This is a genomic window from Crossiella cryophila, assembly GCF_014204915.1.
Classification (GTDB): domain Bacteria; phylum Actinomycetota; class Actinomycetes; order Mycobacteriales; family Pseudonocardiaceae; genus Crossiella; species Crossiella cryophila.
In genome coordinates this window covers 9336229-9363052 of record NZ_JACHMH010000001.1, presented here as the reverse complement: position 1 = coordinate 9363052, position 26824 = coordinate 9336229, and the positions used below count along the sequence as shown (strand labels likewise).

Here is a 26824-nt window from a genome sequence, read left to right as displayed (position 1 = left end):
GGGCCAACTCGGAGATCGACAACGCCGATCGGGCGGTGACTCCGCGCGACTAGGTAAGGCGCGGCTACTTCTTCCGCTCAGCCGGAGCCGGGGGCCGGCGGCGGAACCGGACACCGAGGTTCAGTCGGACCGGTGGTGTTCGCCGGTTTCGCCACCCGATCGAGGCAACCTCGGCCCCGGGTCGAACTCCGGCCCCGCCGCCCGCGCCGCCACGGGGTGACGCCGTGGAATTGATCATGGTGGACGACGGTTACCCTGATCGACGTGTCTTCACCGTCCACCTCCCGCCGGGTCGCGTTGCTCACCCTCGGCTGCGCGCGCAACGAAGTCGACTCCGAGGAACTCGCCGGCCGGCTGACCTCCGGTGGCTGGGATCTGGTCGACACCGGCGCCGAGGCCGACGGCGGGGCCGAGGACGCCGACGTGATCGTGGTGAACACCTGCGGTTTCGTCGAGGGCGCCAAGAAGGACTCCATCGACATGCTGCTGGCCGCCTCCGACACCGGGGCCAAGGTCGTGGCGGTGGGCTGCTTCGCCGAGCGTTACGGCAAGGAGCTGGCCGACCAGCTGCCCGAGGCCAGCGCGGTGCTGGGCTTCGACCACTACCCGGACCTGGCCGCGCGGCTGGACGACGTGGTCGCCGGGCGCAGCGTCGAGTCGCACACCCCGGTGGACCGGCGCACGCTGCTGCCGATCACCCCGGTGCGGCGCCCGCAGGCCGCGGACAACCTGTCCGTGCCCGGCCACGGCTGGCTGCCCACCAACGTGCAGCGCCGCCGGCTGGACAACGCACCGGTGGCCGCGCTCAAGATCGCTTCCGGCTGCGACCGGCGCTGCACCTTCTGCGCCATCCCGTCCTTCCGCGGCGCCTTCGTCTCCCGCACCGCCGAGGAGATCCTGGGCGAGGCCGCCTGGCTGGCCCAGAACGGCGCCCGCGAGGTCTTCCTGGTCAGCGAGAACTCCACCTCCTACGGCAAGGACCTCGGCGACGTGCGCGCGCTGGAGGCGCTGCTGCCGCGGCTGGCCGCGGTGCCCGGCATCGACCGGGTGCGGGTGTCCTACCTGCAGCCAGCCGAGACCCGGCCCGGCCTGGTCAAGGCCATCGCCACCACCCCGGGGGTGGCCGACTACTTCGACCTCTCCTTCCAGCACTCCAGCGAGTCGGTGCTGCGCCGGATGCGCCGCTTCGGCTCCACCGAGTCCTTCCTGGACCTGGTCAAGCAGATCCGCGCGCTGTCCCCCAGCGCAGGCATCCGCACCAACGTGATCGTCGGCTTCCCCGGTGAGACCGAGGAGGACCTGGCCGAGCTGGAGCGCTTCCTCACCGAGGCCCAGCTGGACGCGGTCGGCGTGTTCGGCTACTCCGACGAGGACGGCACCGAGGCCGAGCACCTGGCCGACAAGGTCGACCCGGACGTGGTCGGCGAGCGGGTGCACCGGGTCTCCCAGCTGGTCGACGAGCTGATCGCGCAGCGTGCGGAGGACCGGGTCGGCGACGAGGTCGTGGTGCTCATCGAGCACGAGGAGACCGAGGAGATGCACTGCTCCGGCCGGGCCGCGCACCAGGCGCCGGAGGTCGACGGCGAGTGCGTGGTGCACGAACCCGAGGGACTCAAGATCGGCGACCTGGTGCGGTGCCGGGTCATCGCGGCCGAGGGGGTGGACCTGGTGGTCGAGCAGATCGAGGTCCTGCCGCGGAGCGGGACGTGAGTTCTGGCGGTCAGGGAGCTGACCGCGGGGACCACCTGGCGGACCGGGCACTGCCCGCCGTCCCGATCCTCAACATCGCCAACCTGCTGACCATCTCCCGGCTGGTGCTGGTCCCGGTGTTCGTGGTCGCCCTCTTCGCCGGGGGCGGGCACGAGGCCGGCTGGCGCTGGGTGGCCTGGGGGATCTTCGCGCTGGCCGCCATCACCGACCGCATCGACGGGGTGCTGGCCCGCAAGCACGGCCTGGTCACCGACTTCGGCAAGATCGCCGACCCGATCGCGGACAAGACGCTCACCGGCGCCGCGCTGATCGGGCTGAGCGTGCTCGGCGACCTGCCATGGTGGGTCACCATCGTCATCCTGGCCAGGGAACTGGGCATCACCGTGCTGCGCTTCTGGGTGATCCGCTTCGGCGTGATCCCGGCCAGCCGCGGTGGCAAGGCCAAGACGCTGGCCCAGGTGGTGGCGATCGGGCTGTACGTGCTGCCGCTGCCCGAGGCGTTCGGGCCGCTGCTGTGGATCATGATGGGCCTGGCGCTGGTGCTGACCGTGGGCACCGCGGTCGACTACGTGGTGCAGGCGGTCCGGCTCCGGGCCGGTCGGTGAGCGAGGCCGGGGAACTGGCGGCCGCGCTGGTCGGCGCGCTGCGGGCGCGTGGGCAGACCGTGGCCACCGCCGAATCGCTGACCGCTGGGCTGGTCAGCGCGACCATCGCCACCGTGCCGGGCGCCAGCGCGGTGCTGCGTGGCGGACTGGTGGTCTACGCGACCGATCTCAAGCACACCCTGGCCGGGGTCTCCTCGGGGCTGCTGGCCGCGCGCGGCGCGGTGCATCCCGAGGTGGCCGTCCAGCTGGCCACCGGCGCCCGCGAGCGCTGTGCGGCGAGCTGGGGGCTGGGGCTGACCGGTGTGGCCGGGCCGGACCCGCAGGACGGGGTCGAGCCGGGCGTGGTCTACCTCGGACTGGCCGGTCCGGACGATGTGACGATGCGCACGCTCACCCTGACCGGGGACCGGGCCGCGGTACGCGCGGGCGCAGTGCTGGGCGCCCTGGAGTTACTCCAGGATGCGCTCGGGGCCCTCGGCCGGGAATGATCGGCGGAGGAACTCCGTTCGCTCTTGGCGAAGTATCCCTGTGATCGCCACTGAGCGACCGTCGCGCTCGGTACCGTGGGCTTCACGGGCCTGGCCGAAAGGAGGCACGCGATGACCGTGCTGCTGCGTGAGGCGATCGGCGAGCGGCTGCGCCGTACCCGCACCGCCCAACGTCGGACGCTTCGCGAGGTGTCCCGGCTCGCGCGGGTGAGCCTCGGCTACCTCTCCGAAGTGGAACGCGGGCGCAAGGAAGCGTCCAGCGAGCTGCTCGCCTCGATCTGCGAGGCACTCGACTTACCCCTGTCCGCCCTGCTGGGTGAGGTCGCCGCGGATGTCCGCCTCGGCGAGTTCACCGTGCCAGACACGGTGCCGGACACCGTCGAGGCCGCCACCCGCACGCCCAGCCGGGCAGGCGCGGGCGAGTCCGGCTTCGGTGGTGGTCGGCTGGTGGCCCCCGCCCTCGGCGAGGACCTGGCCGAGCTGCGGCTGCAACCGCTGCTGCGGCACCAGCTCAACAGCCCGATCGGCGGACCGCATGTCGCGGCCGGGGTCGTGGTCGCGGCCTGAACGCCGTCCGAGTCATCCGCCAGGCTGAGATCCGTCTCAGCCTGGCGGTCTCATTTGCGCGGACTCGGACCGGCGCCCTTTCGAACAAGGGTATAAAAGGCGTAGGCCCCAGGTTCCGGGTCGGCTCCGGCTGACCCTTGACTTGATCAGGGAGGACCCTGACTTCCGCGGGGGTCAGTGGAACGGCGTGGCGGTACCTGACACGATGGGCACCAGCACTGGGTTGAGCGCCGGTCACCTCCTGTGTGTGGGGGACGGGTCGCACGGAGAAGGCAGGCGGAGGAGATGGCCAACGCGTTCGTGAAGTTCTGGAAGTACCTGATGGCGGCATTCTCGTCGAAGATCGACGAGCACGCCGACCCGAAGGTGCAGATTCAGCAGGCCATCGAGGAAGCGCAGCGTCAGCACCAGGCCCTGTCCCAGCAGGCCGCGGCGGTCATCGGCAACCAGCGCCAGCTGGAGATGAAGCTGAACCGCCAGTTGGGTGAGGTCGAGAAGCTGCAGGCTTCCGCGCGGCAGGCATTGGTCCTCGCGGACCAGGCCCGCGCCGCCGGTGACCTGAAGAGGGCACAGGAATACGAGGACACCGCCCAGGCGTTCGCCACCCAGCTCGTCACCGCCGAGCAGTCGGTGGAGGACCTCAAGGGCATGCACGACCAGGCGATCGGCGCCGCGGGCCAGGCCAAGCAGGCCGTGGAGCGCAACGCCATGGTGCTCCAGCAGAAGATCGCCGAGCGCACCAAGCTGCTCAGCCAGCTGGAGCAGGCGAAGATGCAGGAGCAGGTGTCCAGCTCGCTCCGGCAGATGACCGAGCTGGCCGCGCCGAGCAACACGCCGTCGCTGGAAGAGGTGCGCGAGAAGATCGAGCGCCGCTACGCGACCGCGCTGGGTTCGGCCGAGCTGGCGCAGAACTCCATCCAGGGCCGGATGCTGGAGGTGCAGCAGTCCACTGTGGACATGGCTGGCGCCTCCCGGCTGGAGCAGCTGCGGGCCTCCATGCGGGGCGGTCCGGTCGCGGGTGAGGTCACGTCGGGGCAGCAGGCGGCAGCGCCGGCACCTGCCCCGCAGCAGCAGACCGCCCCGTACCAGAACCCGCAGGGCCAGGCGTGAGGTAGCCGGTGACGTCGCCACGGGACGAGCTGCGCCGTCAGGTCGGGCAGCTGGTCAGCCAGCAGCTCAGTGGACCGATGGACAAGGTGCGGCGCAAGCTCGCCGCGTGGCAGGACCCGCGCGCCAAGCTGTTGCGGCGCCGGCGGCGGGCAACCCGCACGCTGACCGTCTCCAGCACCGCGGCGGCGATCACCGGCACGATCGCGTTCTTCATCGGCAGCAACCCGGCCGCGCTCGAGTGGACCGAGGCCGGTTTCGGCTCGGTGGCGGTGGTCTCGCTGGTCGGGGCGGTGAGTTCCGGGCTGCGGTCGATCCGGCTGTACCGGACGCCGCTGCCCGCGCCCGCCGCGCCGCCGCCACCGCCGCTGCCCCCGTCCTCCTCGATGGCGCGGGAACCCCTGCAGCGACTGGCCGCGGCCGAGTCGACGCTGGATCAGTTGCTGCGTCAGCTGTCCGCTCCGCACAACGGCCTCGCGCCGCTGTCGCTGGAGACGGTCGAGTACTCCAGGGCCACCGCCGCGGAGGCCGCCTCGGCGGTGCGCGCGGTGGGGCAGCAACTCCGGGCGGTGGAACTCGCGCGGGACACCGCGCCCGCGCTGGAGCGCGGTCATCTCTCCGATGAGGTCCGCCGGCTGCGCACCGAACTGGACGAGGGAGTCGACGGCTACTGCGGGCTGGTCGCCACCGCGGGACGAGCGGTCGCGGCGAGCAGCACGGCCGCGCCGCGACAGGCGCTGGAGGATGCCACCGACCACCTCGCCGGACTGGCCGCCGCGTTACGCGAACTGGCGGGCGGCCGGTTCTGAGCTGGTGGCACGGACTCCCCGTGGGCCTCACGGGGAGTAGTTTTGTTCCGCCGAAAAGCGGGACTGCTGAGAAATGTTTCGTGCAAACGTGTGATATCGGCGCGTCTGTTCGACCATTCCCTGTACGTCGCGTGGCAGTATCCCCCGCACGAACGGGAGCGCTGGGAGGGGATCGTGGCGCTGTGGGCCCTGCACGGCGATGGCCGTCGGGTACAAGACGGTGCCATGGTGGCGCCGGAGGAGCGGCTCAACTGGTTCCTGACCATCGGCTTTGGCGTCCAGCACGTCATGGTGATGTTCGCCGCGACCATGTTGGTGCCGTTGCTGACCGGTTTTCCACCGACGACGACTTTGTTCTTCTCCGGGCTCGGCACGCTGCTGTTCCTGCTGATCACCCGTAATCGAATGCCCAGTTACCTGGGCTCCTCCTTCGCGTTCCTGGCGCCGTTGACCGCGGCGATGCAGCAGAACGTGCCGATGGCGGCGCGGGTGGGCGCGGTGCTGGTCGCCGGGGCGCTGATGCTGGTCATCGGCATCGCGGTCAAGGCGCTGGGCGCGCGGCTGCTGGAATCGCTGATGCCGCCGGTGGTGACCGGCGCGGTGGTGATCATCATCGGGCTGAACCTGGCCCGGACCGCGGCGCAGGACTTCGAGAAGCAGGCCGGGCTGGCGGTGCCGACCTTCCTGGTCATCCTGTTCGTCGGCGTGGTGCTGCGTGGCACGCTCTCCCGCACCGCGGTGCTGGTCGGGGTGCTGGTCGGCTGGCTGCTGGCCGCCTTCAACGGGGAGCTGGACCCGATCCGGCTGCGCGATGTGCTGACCGCGCCGTGGTTCGGTCTGCCGGCCTTCCAGACCCCGGAGATCCGGCCCGCGCTGGTGATCGCGGTGCTGCCAGCGGTGGTGGTGCTGATCGCGGAGAACGTCGGTCACCTCAAGGCGGTGGCCGCGGTGACCCGCCGGGACCTGGACGGCAGCGCGGGTGACGTGCTGATCGGCAACGGGCTGGCCACCGTGCTCGCGGGCACCGGCGGCGGGATGGGCACCACGACCTACGCGGAGAACATCGGCGTGATGACCGCGACCCGGGTGTACTCCACGGCCGCGCACGTGGTGGCCGCGCTGGTGGCGATCCTGCTCTCGTTCTCGCCGAAGCTCGGGGCGATGATCAACACCGTGCCGCCGGGGGTGATCTCCGGGGCGAGCCTGATGCTGTACGGCATGATCGGGCTGGTCGGCATCCGGATCTGGCTGGACGCCAAGATCGACCTGTCCGATCCGGTGAACCTGATGGTCGGCGGCGGCGCGCTGGTCGCCGGGATCGGCAACCTGACGCTCAGCGTCGGCGATGTGCCGCTGGCCGGGATCGCCTGGGGCACGATCATCATCGTGGTGCTGCACCCGCTGTTGCGCTGGTTGCGCGGGCTCACCCACGGCACGGCGCGGACGCAAGCCGCGGGCCGGAACCCGCGTGGCCGGGAGCAGGCCGGCCGGGAGCAGGCTGATCGGGAACAGCAGCCGGGCGCCGGCCAGGACCAGCGCGGTCGGGAGCAGGACGGCCAGTAGCCGCGGGCCGGACGGCGGCGAGGGCAGTTACCCGGCGGCCCGGCGCGGGCGGCGGGGCGGGCTCAGCGGCCGCGCAGCACCAGTTCGGCCGGGTCCAGGGTGAGCGGGAACGGGCGGGAGATCGTGGTCTGACTGCCGGCGAAGGCGGTCAGCGTGTGCGTGTACTGCCCGCGCCGCAACTCCGAGGTGATCAGGTGCGGGGAGCGTTCCAGTTCCAGCCGCCAGTAGACCGGGATGCCCGCTTCGGCGTAGAGCTGCGGTTTGATGATCCGGTCCTGCGGGTGGGTGGACGGGCTGACGATCTCCACCACGGCGCGGACCTCGGTGGCCGGGTAGCGGGCCGGGTCGGTGTCCGCGTAGTCGCCGTTGACCACCACGATGTCCGGGACGGCGAGCCGTCCGCCGGGGATGACCACGTTGACCGCTTCGAGGATCTCCACGTCCGCGCCCGCCTGCGCGGCGGCGGTCTCCAGCAGGTTGGCCAGGGCGCGGGAGGCGCGCTGGTGCCGGGTGCCCGGGGCGGGACTCACCGTGAGGACTCCGGGCGTGAGCAGCTCGTAGCGAGTGTGGTTGCCGTTGTCGGGAAGGGCCTCGATGTCCTCGATGGTCCACGGACCGACATGGCGGACGAACGCGACACTCACGGGCTCCCTCCCTCCAGCTCGGGGTCGACTGCCTCCAGTGTGGCATCAGGCTGGCAGCCAGGACAGTGGTAGGTGACTCGCGGCATCCCGTAGCTGAGCTGCTCGCCCACCCGCACCGGGCCGCCGCAGCGCAGGCAGCCCGCCCGGCCGCGCTCGAACACCCAGTGCTTGCGCCCACCGGTATGACCGGTGGTGGACTGCTCGGGGTGCAGCTTGTTCCGGTCGAGCAGGCGGCGGCACAGCCGGACCGCGGCCCGCGGGTCCACCGCGCCGACCGGGGAGAAGGGGGAGACGCCGAGCAGGAAGCACGCCTCGGTCTTGTAGATGTTGCCGACGCCTGCCATGACCGACTGGTCGAGCAGGGCCGTGCCCAGTTCGCGGGCGGGGTCGGCGGCGAGGCGGCGGACCGCCTCGTCCTCCAGCGCGCCGTCCCAGTCCGGGGACAGCAGGTCGGGGCCGAGATGGCCGATCAGGGTGTGTTCCTCGGCGGTGGGCAGCAGGGCCAGATCGTGCAGGCGGAAGCCGACCGCCACCCGCTCGGCCGTGCTCAGCAGGGCGCGGATCTGGTGGGCCGGGCCGCGCCAGCGTTCGCCGGGGCGGTAGAGGTGCCAGCTGCCGTCCATCCGGAAGTGGCTGTGCAGCGTGTGCTCGTCGTCCAGGCGGAACAGCAGGTGCTTGCCGACCGGGCGCACCGAGCACACCGTGCGACCGGCCAGATCGGCCGCGGCGAGGTCGGGATGGCGCAGCTCGCCACGGGTGAGCCGCTGCCCGCGCAGGGCCTCGTGCAGGCGTTTCGCGGCCAGGAAGACGGTGTCGCCCTCGGGCACCTAGGGTCCCTGCAACGCCAGTCGCAGGCCGAGGCCGAGCAGGATGGTCGCGGTCAGCCGGTCCAGCCAGGTGCGCACCCGGCGCCTGGTCAGCCAGCGGCGGGCGCTGCCGGCCAGGCCGACCAGCACGAACTGCCAGAGGAAGCCCAGGCCGACGTGGATGAGCACGAGCAGCGAGGCCCAGCCGGTGGTCGGGCCGGCCGCGGGCAGGAACTGGGGCAGCAGGCTCAGGTAGAAGACGCCGACCTTGGGGTTGAGCAGGTTGGTCAGCAGGCCGGAGCGCAGGGCGCGCCAGCCGCCCAGCGCGGGCAGTTCCGGCAGGTCAGCGGCTTCGGTGGGCTTGCCGCGGTCACGCCAGGAACGCCACAGCGCCGAACCGCCCAGCCACACCAGGTAGCCCGCGCCGGCCAGGCGCAGCGCGTTGTAGCCGAACTCCGAGGCACGCAGCAGCGCGGTGATGCCCGCGATGCTCGCCGCGCCCCAGACCAGGCAGCCCAGGGTGATGCCGAGGCCGGTGGCCAGGCCGGTGCGGCGACCGCCCAGCACCACCGAGCGCAGGATCAGCATGGTGTCCAGGCCGGGAGTGACCACCAGCACGACCGCGGCCAGGCAGTAGGCCAGCAGTAACTCGCCGCTCACTCGACGTCCTGGTCGACCAGCTCGCGGCCCGCGGCCTGTTCCTCGGCGTCGGCGATCTCCGCGTCGAGTTCCCTGCGGGCGCGGGCGTTCGCGCTGCGGGCCGAGCGCAGCACCCTGGCCAGCAGCAGGTTGAAGGCCAGCGCGACCTCGCGGGCGCCGGGCGTGCCCCACTGGTGGATCGGCATGCACGCGCCCTGGGCCTGCTGCACGGCCAGCCGGTCCGGCAGCGACACCGGCATGACCAGCGGGCCGAAGATCTCCCGCAGCTCCTCGATGCGGAACTGGTGCTCGTGCGAACGCGGCCGCACCCGGTTGACCACCACGCCCAGCGGCTGGAGTTCCGGGTTGTTCTCCTCGCGCTCGTTCTGCACCGCCTCGAAGGCGCGCTGCACCCCGGACACGGCGAAGATCGTCGGCTCGGTGACCAGCAGCGCGCGGTCCGCGGCGACCAGGGCCGAGCGGGTGAGCTGACCCAGCGAGGGCGGGCAGTCCAGCAGCACGAGCTGGTACGGCAGCTCGTCCTCGGCCATCAGCTCCTGCACCCGGTCCAGCACCGTGCCCAGCCGGTTGAGTTCGGTGAGTGTCGGGTTGGGCTGGTTGATCAGCTCGGCTTCCTCCGCGCCGACCAGCACGTCGACCTCGTCCCCCCAGGCGCTGGGGGCGATCGCGGCCCGCACGGCCGTCTTGGTCGGGTTGGTCAGGACATCGACGAGGGAGGACTCGGTCTCCTCTGGCTCCAGCGCCGAGGTGGCGTTGCACTGGGGATCAAGATCGATCACCAAGGTGCGCACCCCGCGCCGCATCGCTGCTGAGGCGAGCCCCAGCACCACCGTCGTCTTGCCGACCCCACCCTTGAGGCTCAACACCGCGACCGTATGCACGGGTGCAGCCTACGGGTTTCCCGATTCAAGGTCTTGTAGCCCGTTTCGGGACTCCTGAGCCAGGCGGATTAGGGTGCGGCTATGCGATCCGACGCCGTGCACCGTGTGCTGGAGGCCGAGCTGGCTGCGGTCCGGGACCGCGGGGTCAGCGCGCCCCGAGTGCTGGATGTCGGCGGTGGCAGCGGGGTGTGGGCGGTGCCGCTGGCGGCCGCGGGCTGCGCGGTCACCGTGGTCGAGCCGAGCCCGAACGCGCTGGCGACCCTGCAACGGCGGGCCCAGGAGGCCGGGGTGGCCGACCGGGTCACCGCGGTGCAGGGCGATGTGGACTTCCTGCTCGACGTGGTCGAGCCCGGCGGGGCGGACCTGGTGCTCGGGCACGGGCTGCTGGAGGTCGTGGACGACGTGACCGCGGCCATCGCCGCGCTGGCCGCGGCGGCCGTGCCCGGTGGCGTGGTGTCGGTGCTGGTGGCGAACAGGTACGCGGCGCTGGTCGGGCGGGCGCTGGCCGGCCGGCTGATCGAGGCGCGGCGGCTGCTGGACGATCCGGACGGCCGGGTCGGGCCCGCGGATCAGTTGCAGCGCCGCTTCGACGCGGACAGCCTTGGCGAGCTGCTGGCCGGGGCCGGGCTCGCGGTCGAGGTGCTGCAGGGGGACGGGGTGCTCTCCGACCTGGTGCCGGGGGCGGTGCTGGACGCGACGCCGGGGGCGGCGGAGGCACTGGCGGAGCTGGAGCTGGTGGCCGCCGGGCGACCGCCGCTGCGGGATCTGGCGACCCGGTTGCACGCGGTCGGACGGCGCTGAGAACGTGTTTTGGCGCGAAACACGGTTACCTAGGCAACCGTGTTCTCCGGTGCCGGTGGGCTTGGCCGGGACGGCGGCCATGCGCCGCCCCAGCCGTCGCGTGCCCGGCGAGGGGTCACTGGGCGGTGCCGCCTGTGGGGCTGTGGAAGGTGTAGACGGCGGTGTACTTCACCGGCTGCTGGGCGCCGGTGACGCAGGTGCCGGTCGGGCTCACGCCGCCCTCGGTCCTGAGCCGCTGGACGTAACTGACCTTGCCGAAGACGCCCTCGCCGCGGGTGGCGGTGGACTTGAGCAGCAGCTCGGGCACGGCGTTGGGGCGGGCGTTGCTGGCGCCGGCGACCGGGCCGGCGGCGACCGCGCTGCCGTCCAGGGTGGAGATCCACACCGGGCCGCGGGAGTGCAGGCCGATGGTCCTGCCCTCCTTGTCGGTCAGGGTGGCGGCGGGTTCCAGGGGCTTCCAGGCGGAGTCGAGGCAGGTGTAGACCTGCACGCCAGTGGCGTCGTAGGTCGAGGTGAGGGTGTGGCCGGCGGGGACGGCGAGCGCGGCGGCGACCTGGTCGGCGGCCTTGACCACGCTGCTCGGCGCGCCCGCGGTGGCCGACTGCCCCGGGGCGCCGTAACCCGCGCCGCCGCCCTGAACACCCTCGCCGCAGGCGGCCAGGACACTCGCCACGCCGATCAGGCCGAGCGTGACCCCGAGCATCTTGAACCGGTTCATGATCTTCTCCTCGAATCGCACCATTCGGGTGACCAGGTCGTTTCCTCGTCAGCCGCCGTGAGATACGGGTGCGATGCGGAGCCGGCTCAGCGGAGTGACGCTGTTCGCGATCCGCGCCGGAGCTGAACGGGAACGCGGGACTCCGCGTAGCGAGCCGTTGGTACACAAGGGTTGTGGATGCTCAGCCGGGGTGTGGATGCCCGGCGGCTCAGTACGGCGTGTGCACCGCGGGCGGCGTCACGTGCACGCCCGCCCGGTACTTCGGCACCCGCACCCGCACCTTGGTGCCCGCGCCGATCGCGGTCTCCACCACCAGGCCGTAGTCGTCGCCGTAGACCTGCCGGAGCCGCTCGTCCACGTTGGCCATCCCGATGCCCTCCGAGGGCGCGCCGGCCCCGGCCAGGATCCCGCGCAAGGTCTCCGGGTCCATCCCGGCGCCGTCGTCCTCGATCAGGATCTCCGCCTCGGCCCCGGCGTCCCTGGCCAGGATGGTGACCCGGCCCGCCCGGTCCCGGCCGGACAACCCGTGCTGCACCGCGTTCTCCACCAGCGGTTGCAGGCACAGGAACGGCACCGCCACCGGCAGCACCTCCGGCGCCACCTGGAAGGTCACCGCCAGCTTGTCCCCGCTGCGCGCGATGGCCAGGGTCAGGTACTGGTGGATGGCGCGCAGTTCGTCGGCCAGGGTGGTGAACTCGCCGTGTTTGCGGAAGGAGTGCCGGGTGAAGTCGGCGAAGTCCAGCAGCAGCTCGCGGGCGCGTTCCGGGTCGGTGCGCACGAACGCGGCGATGGTGGCCAGCGAGTTGTAGATGAAGTGCGGCGAGATCTGCGCGCGCAGCGCCTGCATCTCGGCCTCGACCAGCCGGGTGCGCGAGCGGTCCAGCTCGGCCAGTTCCAGCTGCGCGGACACCCAGTTCGCCACCTCCTTGGTGGCCCGCACCAGGATCGGCGGACTGGAGTCGCTGTAGGCGATGAGCGTGCCGAGCACGTGCTCGTCCACCACCAGCGGCGCGATCACCGCGTGCCGCAGCGGGCAGCGGGAGTCGGTGCAGCGGGCCGAGCTGACCTGCACCCGCCCGGACCGCAACGCCTCAGCGGCCTGGGTGAGCGCGCTGGCCGCGTGCGTCTCGCAGTCGCCGGACCAGGCCAGCACCGTTTCCTGGTCGGTCAGGCACAACGCGGGTGTGCCGAGCAGGTCGCGCAGCCGCCGGATCGCCTTGCGCGCGGCCTCCGCGGTCAGCCCGGCGCGCAGTGGCGGCGCGGCCAGTGAGGCGGCGTGCAGGGTCTCGAAGGTGGCCCGGTCGGTCGGGGTGCCGAAGTCCCGGTTGGCCCGGGAGCGCCGCACGATCACCAGCAGCGCCACGCTCAGCGCGGTGAGCAGCAGCAGGAGCACGAACAACGCGGAGGTGCGGGTCATCGGCCGGTGGTTCCTTCCGGGGCGTGCAGCCGGGCCATGGTCGCGTTCACCGAACGCGGCGCGCGTTTCCGGGTGGCCAGCGAGACTCCGATCATCACCGCGAAGCCCAGCGGCACCGACCAGGCGGCAGGCCAGGACAGCAGGGTGGTGAACCAGCCCGCCCGCAACTCGCCGGAGATGGTGGCCAGCACCGCGAGCAGGGCCAGCCCGCCGCCGGTGAGCAACCCGGCGACCGCGCCCGCGGCGGTGAGTCCGCGCCACCAGATGCCCAGCACCAGCAGCGGGCAGAAGGAGGAGGCGGCGACCGCGAAGGCCAGGCCGACCGAACTGGCGATGGGCAGGTCGGTGCCGATCAGCGCGAGCCCCACCGGCACCACCGTGGCCAGCACCGCGGACAACCGGAACCCGCGCAGCCCGCGCCCGCGGAAGACGTCCTGGGAGAGCACCCCCGCCACCGACATGGCCAGCCCGGAGGAGGTGGACAGGAACGCGGCGAACGCGCCACCGGCCACCAGCGCGCCCAGCAGTTCGCCGCCGAAACCGGGGATGAGCCGCCGGGGCAGCACCAGCACCAGCGCGTCGGTGGCCCCGGTCATCAGCAGATCCGGCGCGTACAGCCGGCCGAGCGCGCCGAAGACCAGTGGGAACAGGTAGAAGACGCCGAGCAGGCCGAGCACCACCAGGGTGGTCCGCCGGGCCGCCCGGCCGGTCGGGTTGGTGTAGAAGCGGACCAGCACGTGCGGCAGGCCCATGGTGCCGAGGAAGGTGGCCACCATCAGCGAGTAGGTGACATAGAGCGGATGGTCGTCCCGGCCGCCGGAGAGCGGACTGGCCCATTCGTCCCCGGTCAGCGACCTCGCCGGGGCCACGTGCGGCACCGCGGCGCCCGCCGGGAACACCACCGTGGTGTCCTGGCCGAAATCGTGCGCGCCCGCGGTCAGCTCCAGCTTCGCACCCTCATAGGTCTTGTCGTCCAGCCGTCCGCGCACGGTGACCTGCACCGCCTCGGTGTTCTGCACCCGGACCGGGGTGCGGATGGTGACCATGGTCTGCTGGCTGAAGGTCACCGGCCGGTCCCCGTCCAGCAGCGGCGCGCCGTCCCGCTGCCAGACCATGATCAGCAGGATGGCCGGCACCGCGATCGCGGTCAGCTTGAGCCAGTAGTGGAAGGCCTGCACGAAGGTGATGCTGCGCATCCCGCCGGAGGCCAGGTTCAGCGTGACCACCACCGCCACCACCACGCCGCCCACCCACACCGGCGCGTTGGTCAGCGTGTTCAGCGTCAGCCCCGCGCCCTGCAACTGGGGCAGCAGGTACAGCCAGCCGATGCCCACCACCAGCAGGCTGGCCACCCGGCGCACCGCCACCGACTCCAGGCGGTTCTCCGCGAAGTCGGGCAGCGTGTACGCGCCGGAGCGGCGCAGCGGCGCGGCCACCAGTGCCAGCATGATCAGGTAGCCGGCGGTGTAGCCGACCGGGAACCACAGCATGTCCGCGCCGAAGCTGAGGATCAGCCCGGCCACGCCGAGGAAGCTGGCCGCGGACAGGTACTCGCCGCTGATCGCCGAGGCGTTCCACCACGGGCCGACCGAGCGGGAGGCGACGTAGTAGTCGGAGGTGGTGCGGGAGACGCGGAGGCCGTAGGCGCCGATGAGGATGGTCGCCACCGTCACCACGCCGACCGCGATCAGACCGGAGAGCGCGTTCACGTCGAGTGGTCCTCCACGAAGTCCTGGTAGTCGCGCTCGATGCGTTCCGCGCCGCGCACGTACAGCCAGCCGATGAGCAGCAGCACCGGGTAGACCCCGCCGCCGAGCACCAGCCACGGCACCCGCACCCCGAACAGCTCGGCCGAGCGGCTGGCCGGGACGAGTGCGAACAACAGCGGCAGCAGGCCAAGCGGCAGCACCGCCAGGCAGACCGCGATCGCGGCGCGCAGCTGACTGCGGATGAGCGCGCGCAGCGACACCTCGTCCAGGGTCGCCTTGTCGTCGCGGCCGATCCGGGCCGCGCGATGCGGTCGGGCAGATCTGGTGCGCGGGCCGGTGACCACCACCCGCCGGGGTGGTTGGCGCGGCTCGGTCACGTCGTCGTCTCCCGTGGTCGCGGAGCGTGGTCAGGCGGTGCCGGCGCTGACCCGGGTGGATGATGCCGGACAGTAAGCCAGCTGAAAGTGACCCAGGTCACGGCCGAGTCTAAGGTCCGCAGATATCAAGACCAAACGGATCGAGGGAGCCCACCGGTCGGCGGCCGTTCATCGTGGCGGCTGCCGATCGGGACGGGCCTGCCGCACCAGCAGGTCGCGCAGTTCGCGGGCGTGCCGCCGGCTGACCGGCAGCACCTGCGCGCCGACCCGCACGCTGAGTTGCCCGGTGTCCAGCCGCAGTTCGTCGACGAAGCGCAGCGACACCAGGTGGCTGCGGTGCACCCGGACGAACCCGGCCGCCCGCCAGCGTTCCTCCAGCTGCCCGAGCGAGGCGCGGATCAGGTGCGTCTCCTGCCCGGTGTGCAGTCGCGCGTAGTCCCCGCAGGCCTGCGCGTAGTGCACGTCGGCCAGCCGGACGAACCTGGTCAGCCCGCCGAGTTCGACCGGGATGACCTCATCCGGCGGTTCCTGGGTGACCGGGTGCGCGCCGGCGGGCTGGGCGGGCGCGGCCGGTCCGGCGGGGACGGGGTCGAGGCGTTCGGCCCGGACCCGCTCGGCCACCCGGCGCACCGCCTCGGCCAGCCGCGCCGCCCGGATCGGTTTGAGCACGTAGTCCACGGCCTTCAGCTCGAAGGCCTGCACCGCGAAGTCCTCGTAGGCGGTGACGAACACGACCAGCGGCGGCGTGCTGAACCGGGTGAGCAGCCGGGCCAGTTCGAGGCCGTCCAGGCCGGGCATGTGGATGTCCAGGAACACCGCGTCCAGGTGGTCGCCTTCCTTGGCGACCTGGTCGATGTGGCGCAACGCCTCCATCGCGCCCTCGGCGCCGTCGGCCTGCTCGATCCGGCCGTCCGCGCGCAGCATGTGCAGCAGCTCCGCCAGCAGCGGAGCCTCATCGTCGACCGCCAGCACCCGTAGCACCCTCGGTACTGTAACGACCTGATCAAACGATCAGTAGCGGGTGCCCGGGTACTTCCCGGCGCAGACCGGTGAAGTGCCTGCGGACGAGGTCCTGGGCGTAGCCGAGCACGCACTCCACCAGCTCGAAGGCGGGCAGTCCGCCCAGGTGGTAGGTGCGCCGACGGCCCTGCAGGGCCTCCAGCCGGTCCAGCGCGCCCTCGGCCAGGTCGGCGCTGTCGAAGTGCGGCAGGAACCGCCAGCGGCGTTGCAGGTGCAGCCGGTGCAGCTGTCCGCCCCAGGCGCGGACGTCGGCGCGCAGCAGGTCGGCCACGCCCGGCCCGTCCAGGTCAGGGCGGCCGTAGGCGTGGCAGACCAGCACCTCGGTGTCCGGGTGGCGGCGGTGGAAGGACACGCAGTGGCCCCGGCTGGCCGAGCCGGTCAGGTGCGGCTGGACCAGGGTGTGCGCGCCGGGCGGCAGGCCGCTGACGCTGCCCAGCGTGGTGTAGAGGTCCAGCCGCCGGATCCGGGCGGCCAGCGCGCGTTCCTCCTCGGTGGCGTCCAGCACCGGCAGCACCTCGTCCAGGCCGACGGTCAGCACCAGGTCGTCGTAGGTGTGCTCGGTCCCGTCCACGACCACCCGCACGCCGTCGGCGTCCCTGGTGATCCGCTCGACCCGCACGCCGCGGCGCAGGCCGGGCAGCTCCTGCGCGACCCGCCGCCACAGCTCGGCGAAACCGCCCTCGATCGCGCGCGTCCGGCCGGCGCCCAGCCCGGTCAGCTCGGCGTACTTGAGCAGGTAGAGCGCTGGCAGGTCCAGGTCGAGGTGGCCGTAACCCGCCGCGGTGTAGCCGGGGCCGAAGACCTCGGCCAGCGCGCTGAGCCGGTACTCGGCCAGCCAGCGCCGGGCAGGCGCGGCCAGCACCCTGGCGGAGTGCGCGAGGCCGGGATCGGCGATGCGCGGGAACAGCTCGGCCCGGACCCGGTGGTAGCGGGTGAGCGTCTCCCGGCAGAGCGGGCCGGGCACGCGCGGCCGGGAGCGGCCGGTGGCCGGGTCGAACAGCAGTGGCGGGCCGGTGTCGGTGGTGCGCAGGCCGAGTTCGGCGACCAGCGCGTCCAGCCTGTGGTGCGTGGGGGAGTAGCCGTGGCCGCCCAGGTCGTGGCCGCGGCCGTCGATCTCCGCCGCCGCGCACTGCCCGCCGATGGCGTGCCGGGCCTCCAGCACGGTCACCCGGTGCCCGGCCCTGGTCAGCTCGCGCGCGGCGGCCAGCCCGCTGGCGCCGGCGCCGAGCACGGCGACCGAGCGCGCGTGCTCGAAGTCTGCGGGCATGAGTTCCTCGATGCGTTCGCGCGGGGGCCGGAGAAGAATCACTCCACGGCCAGCATGGCCTAACCTGCGGTCGGTCGGCCACTTCCACACCCAATCGGGTGAGTCTGATCAAAATAACGGTTCTGGCAATGTTCTTGGCGGCTGGCAAGTTCTGTGCTCTGCGGGAACATTGCCGCAGGTGGATCCCGGTGCGCTAGGCTCGGGCGCGAGTAGATCGATTCATCTTCAACTACTTCGCCGGGTCGACCGATTAACGGTGAAACTGACCGTTCGTCGCCAATTCAGTGCCATTCATCGGCGGTATAGTCCATTGGTGGCGCGCTGGCGGGAACATGTCATTCCGGCCGCTATCGTGCGGAATCCGCTCCCCGTGCCCGCTGGCGCCGCCGGTGTTCTCCCATCGATCCGGCTGAGCCGCCGCGGTCCCGTGGCCCGTACGGGAAGGGGAGCGGACCGCCTGCCGTCGCCCGCCGTCCCGGCCCCGGCCGGGGGCGGGCGACGGTCTCGCGGACAACGATGTTTCCCGGTCACTCACCACAGTGGACCGCACATGGCAGGATCGGCATGGCCGAGCGGGTGCGGGGAGGAGGCGCGAGATGTCGACAGACGCGGTCACCTCGCCCGACGCGGCCGCCCCTGACCGGATGCGCGAGCTGATCAGGGAAGGCGCGCTGAGCGAGGCCATCGCCCTGGCCGACGCGGTGATCGCGCGCGCCGAGGAGCCCGCGATCGTCGGCCGGTCGCTGCTGATGAAGCTCGGCTGCCTGATGATGGACGGCCACCGCCTGGAGGCCGTGTCAGTGGCCGACCAGGCCTTCGACGTGGTGCTGGCCAGCGGCGACCCGGCGCTGATGGGCGAGTTGTACGCGCTGGCCGCCTACGTCGCGCTCACCGAGGGCTCGGTGGACCGCTGTGTGCGGCACCTGGTCCGCGGCTCGCGCACGATGGAACTGGTGACCAGGGCGGACCTGATCGCCGCGGACGCATGGGCCGATCTGGCCATCACCTACTCCATCGCCGGTTTCCACAACCAGGCGATGCTGGCCTCGGTGCGTGCCCGCAACACCGCGGCCGCGGCCGGGCTGCCGCCGGAGGAGTACCTGACCCCGGAGATCCCGCTGCGCTGCGCGGTCTCGCTGGACCACCGCGGCGACGAGCAGGGCGCCAGGGACATGCTGCGGGCCGCGGTCGCGCTGGCCAGGCAGTGCACGCCCGGCGGCGAGCTGCGCCCGGCCGACTACCCCTTCTACCGCTACGCCAGCGCCCGGCTGCGCGCGCTGGGCGAACCGGTCGAGCTGGCCCTGACCGAGGTGTCCCTGGAGGGCCACGAGGCCGCCGACCTGGGTGCGCTGGCCCAGGTGTGCGACGCGATCTCGGCCGGTCACCCGCTGGACGCGCTGGCCCGGCTGGACTCGATGACCCTGGTCGCCAACACCCTCGGCCCGGCCGAGTTGTTCCGGCTGCGCGCGCTGGCCTACGCCGCCGCGGGCGACCACCGGGCCGCGCACACCGCCGACCGGCAGGCCTTCCGGCTGGCAGGCGAGCACCCGTCCCGGCTGGTCGACCGGTTCATCGAGGGCGTCGGCGCCCGGCTGGACCACGAGGACCTGCGCCGCGCGGTCGGCCGCTACGCCGCCGAGGCGCTCACCGACCCGCTCACCGGCCTGCCCAACCGGCGGCACCTGGAACAGCGGCTGGCGATGATCGCCGAACAACGCGGCACCGCGGCCATCGGCGTGATCGACCTGGACGGGTTCAAGACCGTCAACACCGTGCACGGCCACCTCTCCGGCGACCTGGTGCTGGAACGGGTCGCGGCCATCCTGTCCCGCACCGTGCGCCGCGGTGACTTCGTGGCCCGCTACGGCGGGGACGAGTTCGTCGCGCTGCTGCCGGAGACCTCCGTGGTCGAAGCGGTGGAGATAGGGGGCAGGCTGGCCGCCGCGGTGGACGAGGAGGACTGGGAGGCGCTGGTCGCGGGCACTCCCATCTCGGTGACCATCGGCTGGGCGGACCTGGCCCATCCCGCGGACCTGCCCACCGCGCTGGCCGAGGCCGACCGCGCCATGCTGGAACTCAAGGGCGCCCGCCGCTAGCCGACACCGGGGGTCCGCCGACGCCAGGGAGTCCACCGTGCCCGGACCGACCAGCCACGCCGAGCACACCGCCGAGATCCGCGCGGTCAGCCGGGCCGGTCGCGAGGTGCTGGCGGCCTTCGAGCGGGTGGACCGCGGCTGGTTCGTGCCCCGCCGGATGTGGTGCTCGCCGCGCGGCAGGCTGCCCGAGCCGGTGGACCTGCTGACCGATCCGGAGCTGTGGCGGCGGTGCGTCTACGGCGACACCGTGGTGGTGACCCAGTTCGACGACGGCGCGACGCACTGGCCCGAGGTCGGCCGGGTGGCCACCAGCAGCGCCTCCCAGCCACGGCTGGTGGTGGACATGCTGGAGCGGCTGCGGCTGCGACCGGGCACGACGGTGCTGGAGATCGGCGCCGGCACCGGCTACAACGCGGCCCTGCTGGCCGAACTGGCCGGCGCGCCCCAAGTGACCACGGTGGAACTGGACCCCACGCTGGCCGAGATCGCCGCCGCCAACCTGACCCGCACCGGCCACCCGGTGCACCTGGTCCACGGCGACGGCACCCTGGGCTGCCCGGACCGCGCGCCGTTCGACCGGGTGGTGGCCACCGTGGCCGCGGTCGGCGACGGCCTGCCGTACGCCTGGGTCGAGCAGACCCGCCCCGGCGGCCTGATCCTCACGCCCTGGGGCAACGCCTATGACAACGGGGTGCTGCTGGAGCTGACCGTGCGCCCGGACGGCACCGCGTCCGGGCCGGTGGTCAGCGGGGTGGCCTTCATGCAGTTGCGCGGACAGCGGGTGTTCACCGGCCACGCCGCGGACTTCGCCGAACTGGCCGACGCCGGTGACCCCCGGCCCAGCGCGGTGCCGCCTGCCGAGGTGGCCTTCGGCGAGGGCGTGTTCGGGATCGGCCTGCGCATGCCGGAGGTGTGCTGCGAGGTCAGCTACACCGGCGAACGGGACTACGAGGTGCTGCTCTACCACCCGGCCGGCGGCTCGGCTGCGGTGGCGGACGTGCGCGACGGCGTGGTCGAGGTCCGCGAGTCCGGGCCCAGGGCGCTGTGGGCGGAGGTCGAGGCCGCGCACGGCTGGTGGGCCGGGCAGGGGCGGCCGGGGCTGCACCGCTTCGGCGTCACCGTGACCCCCGAGGGGCAGCGGGTGTGGCTGGACAGCCCGGCCAACCCGCTCTAGCCGCCCCGCCTCAGCGCGCGTACTGGGCCTGGTCGGTCTGCATCCGCCGCAACAGCACCTGCTCGATCAGCGAGACCAGCACGCCCTTGACCGAGGACCGCTGCCGCGCGTCGCAGCTCACGATCGGCACGGTCTCGTCGATGCCCAGCGCCTCCCGCACCTCGTCCATGGCGAAGCGCTGCGCGCCCTCGAACTCGTTGACCGCGAGCAGGAACGGGACGTCCTTCTCCTCGAAGTAGTCCACCGCCGGGTAGCAGTCCTCGATGCGCTCGGTGTCGGCCAGGATCACCCCGCCCAGCGCGCCCTCCACCAGGTCGTCCCACAGGAAGGAGAAGCGCTCCTGGCCAGGGGTGCCGAACAGGTAGAGCACCAGGCTGCGGTCCAGCGAGATGCGGCCGAAGTCGAAGGCGACGGTGGTGGTGGTCTTGTCCGGCCGCCCGGTGGAGTCGTCGACGCCGACCGACACCTCGGTCATGGCCGCCTCGGTCACCAGGGGTTCGATCTCGGAGATCGCGCCGATGAACGTCGTCTTGCCGACACCGAAGCCGCCACTGACGATGATCTTCACCGCGGACGGGATGGCGGTGGAGGACAACCCGTCGTGGTCAGAGTGCCCTGACAAGGTCACGGATCCTTTCGATGACGTGGACCGGCAGTTCGGCGCGTTCCTTCAAGGACAGCAGGCCGCCGGTGACGAGGTCGGCGATGAGCACCTGGGCCACCCCGACCGGCACGGTGAGCAGTGCGGCGATCTCGGCGACCGAGCGCGGGGTCTGGCACAGCTCGATGATCCGCCGCCGCTCGAAGGCCAGTGGCGCGGACAGCGCCGCGGGCGCCGCGCCCACCATGGTGTCCACCCGCAGCCCGTCGTGCAGCGGCCGGGTGCGGCCGCCGGTGACGATGAACGGCCGGACGAAGGTGTCCTCCACGGACGAGTCCGCCCGCACCGGCGGCGGCTGGTTCTGCGGCTGGTCACCGTGGATCGGGTCGAACCAGGACCGTGGCTGGGCGGCCGGGATCATCCGCGGATCGGGCAGGCGGGGCGCGTCGCTCATTCCGGCAGGAACCTCCGCAACTCCGAGATCAGCATCGGGGTGAGCATGCCGCCCGCCCGTTCGGCCAGCACCGCGATCTCGTAGCCGATCAGGCCGACATCGCAGTTCGCCTCGGCCAGCACGCCGACGCAGCTGCCGTCGGCGATGGCCGAGACCAGCAGGAAGCCCCGCTCCATCTCGATCATGATGAGCTTGAGTCCGTCGAAGTCGTAGCTCCGCGAGGCGCTGCGGGCCAGGCTGGTCAGCCCGGACACCAGCGCGGCCAGCCGGTCCGCGGAGTTGCGGTCCAGGCCGTTGGACATCGCGATCAGCAGACCGTCGGAGGACACGCACACCGCGTCGCGCACCCCGTCGGTGTCGCGGACGAAGTTGACGAGCAGCCAGTTGAACGTATTCCCGTTCGGGTGCAGTTCAACGGTCACCGGGGGTCCTCCTCGGAGGGTCGGGGGTGGGCCGGGGACGTGCGCGCCCCCGGCTCGGCGGACAGCTCCGCCTCGAACAGACCGCGCTGCCCGCGCCGGTGCCCGTTGCGGAAGGAGGACAGCATCGAGCGCACGTCGTCGGGATCACGAGTGTCCACTGGCGGCCGATCCTCGGCGGGCCGGGGGCGGCTGGCCGGTTCGGGGCGAGCGGGTGCGCGGTTCTTGGGGACGCGTTTGAGCAGGCCGTTCTTGGTGCGCGAGCCCGGGGTGGCTTCGGGGCGCACGGGGGCTCCGGTGGGCGCGGCGGGGGTGGCGGAGTTCGCCGGTGCCGATGCCACGGTGGGTGCGGGTGCCGATGCGGATGCCGGTGCCGCGGCGGGTGCGGGTGCCGCGGGCGGCAGTGCTGAGGCGGGTGCGGACGCGGGTGCCGCGGGTGGCGATGCCGGGTCCGTGGCGGGCGGGTGCGGAGCCGGGGTGGCGGCGGTGCGCCCGAAGGTCGCGGGGGACTCGGGCCAGGTGGTGGAGGTGCCGGCCGGTGCCGGTGTGGGGTGGTGCGGTGCGGGTGCCGCGCCGGACTGCCGCGTGGCGGCCGGGGGCGGGCCCGACACCGGTGCCGAGGACTGCCGCGACTGCTGCACGGGCACGTTCGCCCGGCTCCCCGCGGCGACCGCGGCCTGGCTCGCCTGCGCCTTCGGTTCGGGGGTTGGCGGCAGCTTCGCCGAGGGGTCCGCGATCAGCGTGCCCGGCAGGGTGATCCGGGCCGTGATGCCGGTCGCCGGCGAGTCCGCCAGCTCCACCGTGGCGGACAACCGCTGCGCCAGCCTGCCCACCACGTAGTGCCCGAGGAACCGGGTCGGCGCCACCAGGAAGTTCTCCTCGCCACGCAACCGGGCGTTCGCCCTGGCCAGCGCGTCAGACGGCATGCCGACCCCGTGGTCGATGATCGCCAGCAGGTACTGCGAGCCGACCCGCCGCCCGTAGATCTCGACCTCCAGGTCCGGCGGCGAGAAGGACAGTCCGTTCTCGATCAGCTCGGCCAGCAGGTGCGCCACCTCGGTCACCACCGAGCCGGTGAGGTGCACGTCGTCCATCCGCCGCAGCACCACCCGGCGGTAGTCCTCCACCTCCGACAGCGCGGCGCGGATGACATCGGTGATCGGCAGCGGCGCGGCCCAGCGCCGCGGGTTGGACTCGCCGACCAGCACCAGCAGGCTCTCCGCGTTGCGGCGCATCCGGGTGGCCAGGTGGTCCAGCTCGAACAGGTTGGCCAGCGTGGTCGGGTTCAGCTCCTCCTGCTCGAACTCGCTGATGAAGCCAAGCTGGCGGCGCACCAGGTTCTGGTTGCGGCGACCCAGGTTGGCCAGCGACTCGCTGGTGTTGCGGCGCAGCACGGCCTGCTCGGAGGCCAGTGAGAACGCGGTGTTCTGCACCCGGTCCAGGGCCGCGGCCACCGAGCGGATCTCGGTGCTGGCCCGCTCCGGGATGCGTACCGGCGGCGGCGGTTCGGCGTGCTCGCCACCGCCCTCACCGGTGGCCGCCTGCACCCGGTCCACCGCCTCGGGCAGCCGGTGCCGGGCCATGTCGTCGGCCTCGGTCACCAGTCCGGCCAGCGGGCCGAGGATCGACCTGGTGGCGCCGATGACCAGTGCCACCTCGACCGCGATGGCCAGCGCGGCCAGCGCCAGGTACCCCAGCAGCTGCCAGGTCGCGTTGTTCTGCAGCCCGGCCGCCACCGCGCGGATGTCGTCGCCAACGGCCTGCTGCACGGCCCGCATGTCGTCGACCAGCCTGGTCATCGTGTTCCACCAGGACTGCGCGTCCACCTTGCTCGGCAACGCCCCGGCGGACCCGCTGATCGCGATGCCCTCGTAGCCGGCGGCCTCGGTGGCCGGACCCGAGCGCATCGCCTCGTCCAGCCTGCTGCGCTGGTCCTGGGTCGCGGCGCGGCCGAAGGCGGACAACGCGTTCTGCTTGCTCGCCCGGATCTCGCTGAAGTGCACGTACTCCTGCTGCTGGCGGAACTTGTTCGCGGCGAAGACACCGTTGAGGAAACCGCGTTCCTGCGCGGTGGCCTCCTTGGCCTCGCCTAGCGCGGTCAGCGCCAGCACCCCGCGCCGGATCACCGGGTCGGCCGACTCGCTCAGGCCCAGCTCGGTGTGCGCGAGCGTGGTGATGTTGTCGGTGTAGTAGTTGAAGGTGGTGTCCCGCTCGGCCCGGCCGCCGTCCACGGTGCCGCGCACCTGCGCCACCCCGGCCAGCCTGCCCAGCGCGGTGCGCAGCTCGCCGGCGCCGCTGAGCGCGGCGTCGGAGTTCAACCGGTTCAACCGGTTGAGCACCTCGTCGGTGCGTCCGCGCTGGGTGTCGACCTGGGAGCGGTAGCGGGTGTCGCCGCCGAGCAGACCGTTGGTCATGCCGCGTTCGCGCTGGAGTTCGTGGATGAGGTCCTGCACGCCGAGCGCGAGCGAGACGGACTCGGCGGTCTGGGTCGCCTGCCGCTGTCGCTGCACCACGTCCAGCACGATGATCACCAGCAGGGCCAGCACGATCGCCAGGGACACGGTGAGGATGCGGGCCAGCTTGGCCCGGATCGAGCGCGGCCGGACCAGGGAGGTGGCCAGCGTCGCGAACCGGGACTGTTCTGTCTCCGTCTGCTCGTCCTGCGGTGCGGTGATCGAGCGATGACGAGCGCCCACCAAACCTCCGGTCCATGGAATTCGACAGGCCGTTTCGCTCGACCATTCGCGGGCGGGCCGCCTGCACGTTCTCAGTTCCAGTGAACCGCGACAATACGACAACCGGGTGAACTTCTGATGTTGTCACCATGCGTGACGGAAAACTACTGACTCACCGGTCAGTAGGGCGACATAAGGTGCTTCTATGTGGTTTGACCTGCCGCTATGGTTACCTGAAAACCCATCCTACGGGTGTTACGTGATGTCGATCCCGGTTATACAGTGATTTCTTTCGGGTAACGAAGTTCGATTTGCCCACTTGATGACCATCTTTGTGGGGCGGCCCGCCTTTCTGCTATGAAACTCACCGGTTCGATTGCGCCTCGGGGATCGTCGGAATTCCCGGCGCCCCGCGCTCGTGGCCTGGAGGGGACAGCGATGAGTCCGCGGCAGGTGATCGTCGTCGGTTACGGCATGGCCGGGGCCCGGCTCGCCGAACTCATCCGCCGCCGCGAACCCGATCCGGCCCGGATCGCGCTGACCGTGATCGGCGCCGAACCCGAACCCGCCTACAACCGGGTGCTGCTCTCCGGCGTGCTGGCGGGCCAGCTGCCGCCCGTGGCGGTTCACCTGCATGAACCCGACTGGGCGGAGCAAGCGGGCATCGACCTCCGGCGGGCCGTCAGCGTCACCGCGGTGGACCGCGACAGCCGGATGCTGACCCTTTCCGACGGCGACCGGCTGCACTACGACGCGCTCATCCTGGCCACCGGCGCCCGTCCCTGGCTGCCGCCGACCCCGGGTTTGTGCGCCGCGGACGGCACTCCGGCCCCCGGTGTGCGGGTGTTCCGCACCCTCGCCGACTGCGCTCAAATCCTTGAAGTGGCCCGCCCCGGCGCCCCCGTGGCCATCCTCGGCGGCGGCCTGCTCGGCCTGGAGGCCGCCCGCGGCCTGGCCGGCCGGGGAAGCCTGGTCACGGTGGTGCATCCGGTGGGCCACCTGATGGAACGCCAGCTGGACGCGACCGCCGGCGCCATCCTGGCCGACGTGCTGGCCGAACTCGGCATCGAGTTCCGCCTGGGCGTCACCGCCACCGGCTACCGCCCCGGCGACGGCCTGGCCCTCTCCGACGGCAGCCAGGTCCCCGCCGACCTGGTCGTGGTCGCCGCAGGCGCCACCCCGGACACCACCCTGGCCGAGGCCGCGGGCCTGACCGTCGACCGCGGCGTCCGGGTCGACGACGCCTTGCGCACCAGCGACCCGCGCATCCACGCCCTGGGCGACTGCGCCAGCCACCCGGGCGCCCTTGGCGGCTTCGTGCAGTCGGCCTGGGAACAGGCCGAGGTCCTCGCCGACCTGCTCACCGGCGCCGACCCGGCGGCCCGCTACCACGGCACCCCGGCGGTGACCCGCCTGAAGATCCGCGACGTCGACCTGGCCACCCTGGGCGAGGCCCACCTGGACCGCACCGACCCAGGAGTGGAGATCCTCCGCCTGGAGGACTCCACCCGAGGCCGCTACGCCAAACTCGTCCTCCGCGGCGACCAGATCGCCGGCGCCATCATGCTCGGCGCCCCGGACGCCGCCGCCCGCATCACCCAGCTCTACGACCGCGGCGCGCCGGCCCCAACCGACCGCCTGGCCCTGCTGCTGGGCCGAGCCCTGCCCACCGGCGCCGAACCCGCGGGCAACCCGGCCGACCTGCCGGACGCCGCGATCATCTGCCGCTGCAACACCGTCACCAAGGCCACCCTGACCCAGGCCTGGCACAACGGCGCCCACCAACCCGCCGACCTGGCCCGCGTCACCCGGGCCACCACCGGCTGCGGCAGCTGCCGGGAAACGGTCAAGGCCCTGGCCGCCAGGCTGGCCGAATCAGCGGCCACCTCCACCCAGCCCGCGGCTCCGGCTCCGGCTCCGGCCTCGCCCGCCGCGCCGACACCGGCCAGGCCACTGCCCGCCGCGTCCGGGCCCGCCACGACCGCGGCCGCCGAGCCACTGTCGCCCGCGCCCGCCGCGCCCGCCGCGCCCGCCGCGCCCGCCGCGCCCGCCGCGCCCGCCGCGCCCGCCGCGCCCGCCGCGCCCGCCAGGTCCGCCGCCGCGTCGTCGCCCGCCACGCCCAGGCCCGCCGCGTCACCGCCGCCCGCGACCGTCCCGCCGCCCACGGTGCCGGAGCAGCCGGTCAGGCCACAGCCCACAGTCGTGCCGGTCCAGGGCACCACACCTCTCGGCGCCGCCCCGGCCACCGACCCGGCC

The 26824-nt window shown here is 72.6% G+C and carries 24 protein-coding genes and 1 pseudogene; 11 read left to right on the top strand and 14 right to left on the bottom strand.

Features of this window, described 5'->3' with window-relative positions; translation table 11 throughout:
- Positions 1-264: 264 nt before the first annotated feature.
- The 7 genes from rimO (at position 265) to HNR67_RS40125 (ending at position 6849) form a co-directional block, all read left to right on the top strand.
- Positions 265-1710, top strand: a complete 1446-nt coding sequence (gene rimO, locus HNR67_RS40155; RefSeq protein WP_185008778.1) for a 30S ribosomal protein S12 methylthiotransferase RimO — start codon at positions 265-267, stop codon at positions 1708-1710.
- A complete protein-coding gene (gene pgsA, locus HNR67_RS40150) occupies positions 1707-2315 on the top strand; it encodes a CDP-diacylglycerol--glycerol-3-phosphate 3-phosphatidyltransferase (RefSeq protein ID WP_185008776.1) in 609 nt (202 codons plus the stop codon). Before rimO ends, pgsA begins: the two co-directional genes overlap by 4 nt.
- Positions 2312-2803, top strand: coding sequence for a CinA family protein (locus HNR67_RS40145; RefSeq protein WP_185008774.1), 492 nt, complete (start codon positions 2312-2314; stop codon positions 2801-2803). The genes pgsA and HNR67_RS40145 overlap by 4 nt, the downstream gene beginning before the upstream one ends.
- 111 nt (positions 2804-2914) lie before the next feature.
- Positions 2915-3370, top strand: coding sequence for a helix-turn-helix domain-containing protein (locus tag HNR67_RS40140; RefSeq protein WP_185008772.1), 456 nt, complete (start codon positions 2915-2917; stop codon positions 3368-3370).
- A 285-nt stretch (positions 3371-3655) separates the two neighbouring features.
- A complete protein-coding gene (locus HNR67_RS40135; RefSeq protein WP_185008770.1) occupies positions 3656-4480 on the top strand; it encodes a PspA/IM30 family protein in 825 nt (274 codons plus the stop codon).
- A gap of 8 nt (positions 4481-4488) precedes the next feature.
- The gene (gene pspM / locus HNR67_RS40130; RefSeq protein WP_185008768.1) at positions 4489-5286 is read left to right on the top strand and encodes a phage shock envelope stress response protein PspM; all 798 of its coding nucleotides are present in this window, start codon (positions 4489-4491) and stop codon (positions 5284-5286) included.
- A gap of 225 nt (positions 5287-5511) precedes the next feature.
- Positions 5512-6849 carry a uracil-xanthine permease family protein gene (locus tag HNR67_RS40125; protein ID WP_185008766.1) on the top strand — a complete coding sequence of 446 codons (1338 nt, stop codon included), beginning with the start codon at positions 5512-5514 and terminating at the stop codon, positions 6847-6849.
- Between the two features lie 62 nt (positions 6850-6911).
- Here HNR67_RS40125 and HNR67_RS40120 read toward each other — a convergent pair whose 3' ends face one another.
- Genes HNR67_RS40120 through HNR67_RS40105 form a run of 4 tightly spaced genes read right to left on the bottom strand, consistent with a single transcriptional unit; the run spans position 6912 to position 9840 of the window.
- The gene (locus HNR67_RS40120) at positions 6912-7493 is read right to left on the bottom strand and encodes a Uma2 family endonuclease (RefSeq protein ID WP_185008764.1); all 582 of its coding nucleotides are present in this window, start codon (positions 7491-7493) and stop codon (positions 6912-6914) included.
- A complete protein-coding gene (locus HNR67_RS40115; RefSeq protein WP_185008763.1) occupies positions 7490-8320 on the bottom strand; it encodes an Fpg/Nei family DNA glycosylase in 831 nt (276 codons plus the stop codon). The genes HNR67_RS40120 and HNR67_RS40115 overlap by 4 nt, the downstream gene beginning before the upstream one ends.
- Complete coding sequence (locus HNR67_RS40110; protein ID WP_185008761.1) at positions 8321-8959, bottom strand: LysE family translocator; 639 nt, start codon at positions 8957-8959, stop codon at positions 8321-8323. It abuts the gene before it with no gap.
- Positions 8956-9840: a ParA family protein gene (locus HNR67_RS40105; protein WP_185008759.1), complete on the bottom strand. Its 885-nt coding sequence runs from the start codon at positions 9838-9840 to the stop codon at positions 8956-8958. The genes HNR67_RS40110 and HNR67_RS40105 overlap by 4 nt, the downstream gene beginning before the upstream one ends.
- An 81-nt stretch (positions 9841-9921) precedes the next feature.
- Here HNR67_RS40105 and HNR67_RS40100 point away from each other — a divergent pair, with 81 nt between their 5' ends.
- Entirely contained in the window at positions 9922-10641 is a 720-nt protein-coding gene (locus HNR67_RS40100; RefSeq protein ID WP_185008757.1) for a class I SAM-dependent methyltransferase, read from the top strand.
- 115 nt (positions 10642-10756) lie between these two features.
- On the opposite strand, the gene HNR67_RS40095 is transcribed toward HNR67_RS40100, so the two are convergent.
- From HNR67_RS40095 to HNR67_RS45415, 6 genes are all read right to left on the bottom strand, one after another.
- On the bottom strand, positions 10757-11359 hold the full coding sequence (locus HNR67_RS40095) for a DUF3455 domain-containing protein (RefSeq protein ID WP_221490210.1): 603 nt from the start codon (positions 11357-11359) through the stop codon (positions 10757-10759).
- Positions 11360-11567: 208 nt separating this feature from the next.
- Positions 11568-12776, bottom strand: a complete 1209-nt coding sequence (locus HNR67_RS40090) for a histidine kinase (protein WP_185008755.1) — start codon at positions 12774-12776, stop codon at positions 11568-11570.
- The gene (locus HNR67_RS40085) at positions 12773-14485 is read right to left on the bottom strand and encodes a sodium/solute symporter (RefSeq protein WP_185008752.1); all 1713 of its coding nucleotides are present in this window, start codon (positions 14483-14485) and stop codon (positions 12773-12775) included. Before HNR67_RS40085 ends, HNR67_RS40090 begins: the two co-directional genes overlap by 4 nt.
- Positions 14482-14862 (bottom strand): hypothetical protein, encoded by a 381-nt coding sequence (locus HNR67_RS40080; RefSeq protein WP_185008750.1) that lies wholly within the window; start codon positions 14860-14862, stop codon positions 14482-14484. The genes HNR67_RS40085 and HNR67_RS40080 overlap by 4 nt, the downstream gene beginning before the upstream one ends.
- A gap of 168 nt (positions 14863-15030) precedes the next feature.
- Positions 15031-15843, bottom strand: a complete 813-nt coding sequence (locus HNR67_RS40075; protein WP_185008748.1) for a LytR/AlgR family response regulator transcription factor — start codon at positions 15841-15843, stop codon at positions 15031-15033.
- Positions 15844-15865: 22 nt separating this feature from the next.
- Positions 15866-17149 carry an FAD-dependent oxidoreductase gene (locus HNR67_RS45415; RefSeq protein ID WP_185008746.1) on the bottom strand — a complete coding sequence of 428 codons (1284 nt, stop codon included), beginning with the start codon at positions 17147-17149 and terminating at the stop codon, positions 15866-15868.
- Between the two features lie 596 nt (positions 17150-17745).
- Here HNR67_RS45415 and HNR67_RS40065 point away from each other — a divergent pair.
- Both HNR67_RS40065 and HNR67_RS40060 read left to right on the top strand, forming a co-directional pair.
- Positions 17746-19245 (top strand): GGDEF domain-containing protein, encoded by a 1500-nt coding sequence (locus HNR67_RS40065; RefSeq protein WP_185008744.1) that lies wholly within the window; start codon positions 17746-17748, stop codon positions 19243-19245.
- A gap of 37 nt (positions 19246-19282) precedes the next feature.
- Positions 19283-20419, top strand: a complete 1137-nt coding sequence (locus HNR67_RS40060; RefSeq protein ID WP_185008742.1) for an rRNA adenine N-6-methyltransferase family protein — start codon at positions 19283-19285, stop codon at positions 20417-20419.
- Between the two features lie 10 nt (positions 20420-20429).
- Here HNR67_RS40060 and HNR67_RS40055 read toward each other — a convergent pair whose 3' ends face one another.
- Genes HNR67_RS40055 through HNR67_RS40040 form a run of 4 tightly spaced genes read right to left on the bottom strand, consistent with a single transcriptional unit; the run spans position 20430 to position 24589 of the window.
- The gene (locus HNR67_RS40055) at positions 20430-21041 is read right to left on the bottom strand and encodes a GTP-binding protein (protein ID WP_221490209.1); all 612 of its coding nucleotides are present in this window, start codon (positions 21039-21041) and stop codon (positions 20430-20432) included.
- On the bottom strand, positions 21025-21474 hold the full coding sequence (locus HNR67_RS40050) for a DUF742 domain-containing protein (RefSeq protein WP_185008740.1): 450 nt from the start codon (positions 21472-21474) through the stop codon (positions 21025-21027). The genes HNR67_RS40055 and HNR67_RS40050 overlap by 17 nt, the downstream gene beginning before the upstream one ends.
- On the bottom strand, positions 21471-21896 hold the full coding sequence (locus tag HNR67_RS40045; RefSeq protein ID WP_185008738.1) for a roadblock/LC7 domain-containing protein: 426 nt from the start codon (positions 21894-21896) through the stop codon (positions 21471-21473). Before HNR67_RS40045 ends, HNR67_RS40050 begins: the two co-directional genes overlap by 4 nt.
- Complete coding sequence (locus tag HNR67_RS40040; protein WP_312989174.1) at positions 21893-24589, bottom strand: sensor histidine kinase; 2697 nt, start codon at positions 24587-24589, stop codon at positions 21893-21895. The genes HNR67_RS40045 and HNR67_RS40040 overlap by 4 nt, the downstream gene beginning before the upstream one ends.
- 417 nt (positions 24590-25006) lie before the next feature.
- On the opposite strand from HNR67_RS40040, the pseudogene HNR67_RS40035 reads away from it, so the two are divergent.
- Positions 25007-26440: pseudogene (locus HNR67_RS40035) on the top strand (FAD-dependent oxidoreductase); the annotation flags it as partial.
- Positions 26441-26824: the final 384 nt, after the last annotated feature.

Coding starts and splice junctions, on each gene's coding strand:
- HNR67_RS40140 (WP_185008772.1), top strand. CDS start 2,915: ATGACCGTGCTGCTGCGTGAGGCGATCGGCGAGCGGCTGCGCCGTACC.
- HNR67_RS45415 (WP_185008746.1), bottom strand. CDS start 17,149: ATGCCCGCAGACTTCGAGCACGCGCGCTCGGTCGCCGTGCTCGGCGCC.
- HNR67_RS40050 (WP_185008740.1), bottom strand. CDS start 21,474: ATGAGCGACGCGCCCCGCCTGCCCGATCCGCGGATGATCCCGGCCGCC.
- HNR67_RS40100 (WP_185008757.1), top strand. CDS start 9,922: ATGCGATCCGACGCCGTGCACCGTGTGCTGGAGGCCGAGCTGGCTGCG.
- HNR67_RS40065 (WP_185008744.1), top strand. CDS start 17,746: ATGTCGACAGACGCGGTCACCTCGCCCGACGCGGCCGCCCCTGACCGG.
- HNR67_RS40135 (WP_185008770.1), top strand. CDS start 3,656: ATGGCCAACGCGTTCGTGAAGTTCTGGAAGTACCTGATGGCGGCATTC.
- HNR67_RS40095 (WP_221490210.1), bottom strand. CDS start 11,359: ATGAACCGGTTCAAGATGCTCGGGGTCACGCTCGGCCTGATCGGCGTG.
- HNR67_RS40125 (WP_185008766.1), top strand. CDS start 5,512: ATGGTGGCGCCGGAGGAGCGGCTCAACTGGTTCCTGACCATCGGCTTT.
- HNR67_RS40090 (WP_185008755.1), bottom strand. CDS start 12,776: ATGACCCGCACCTCCGCGTTGTTCGTGCTCCTGCTGCTGCTCACCGCG.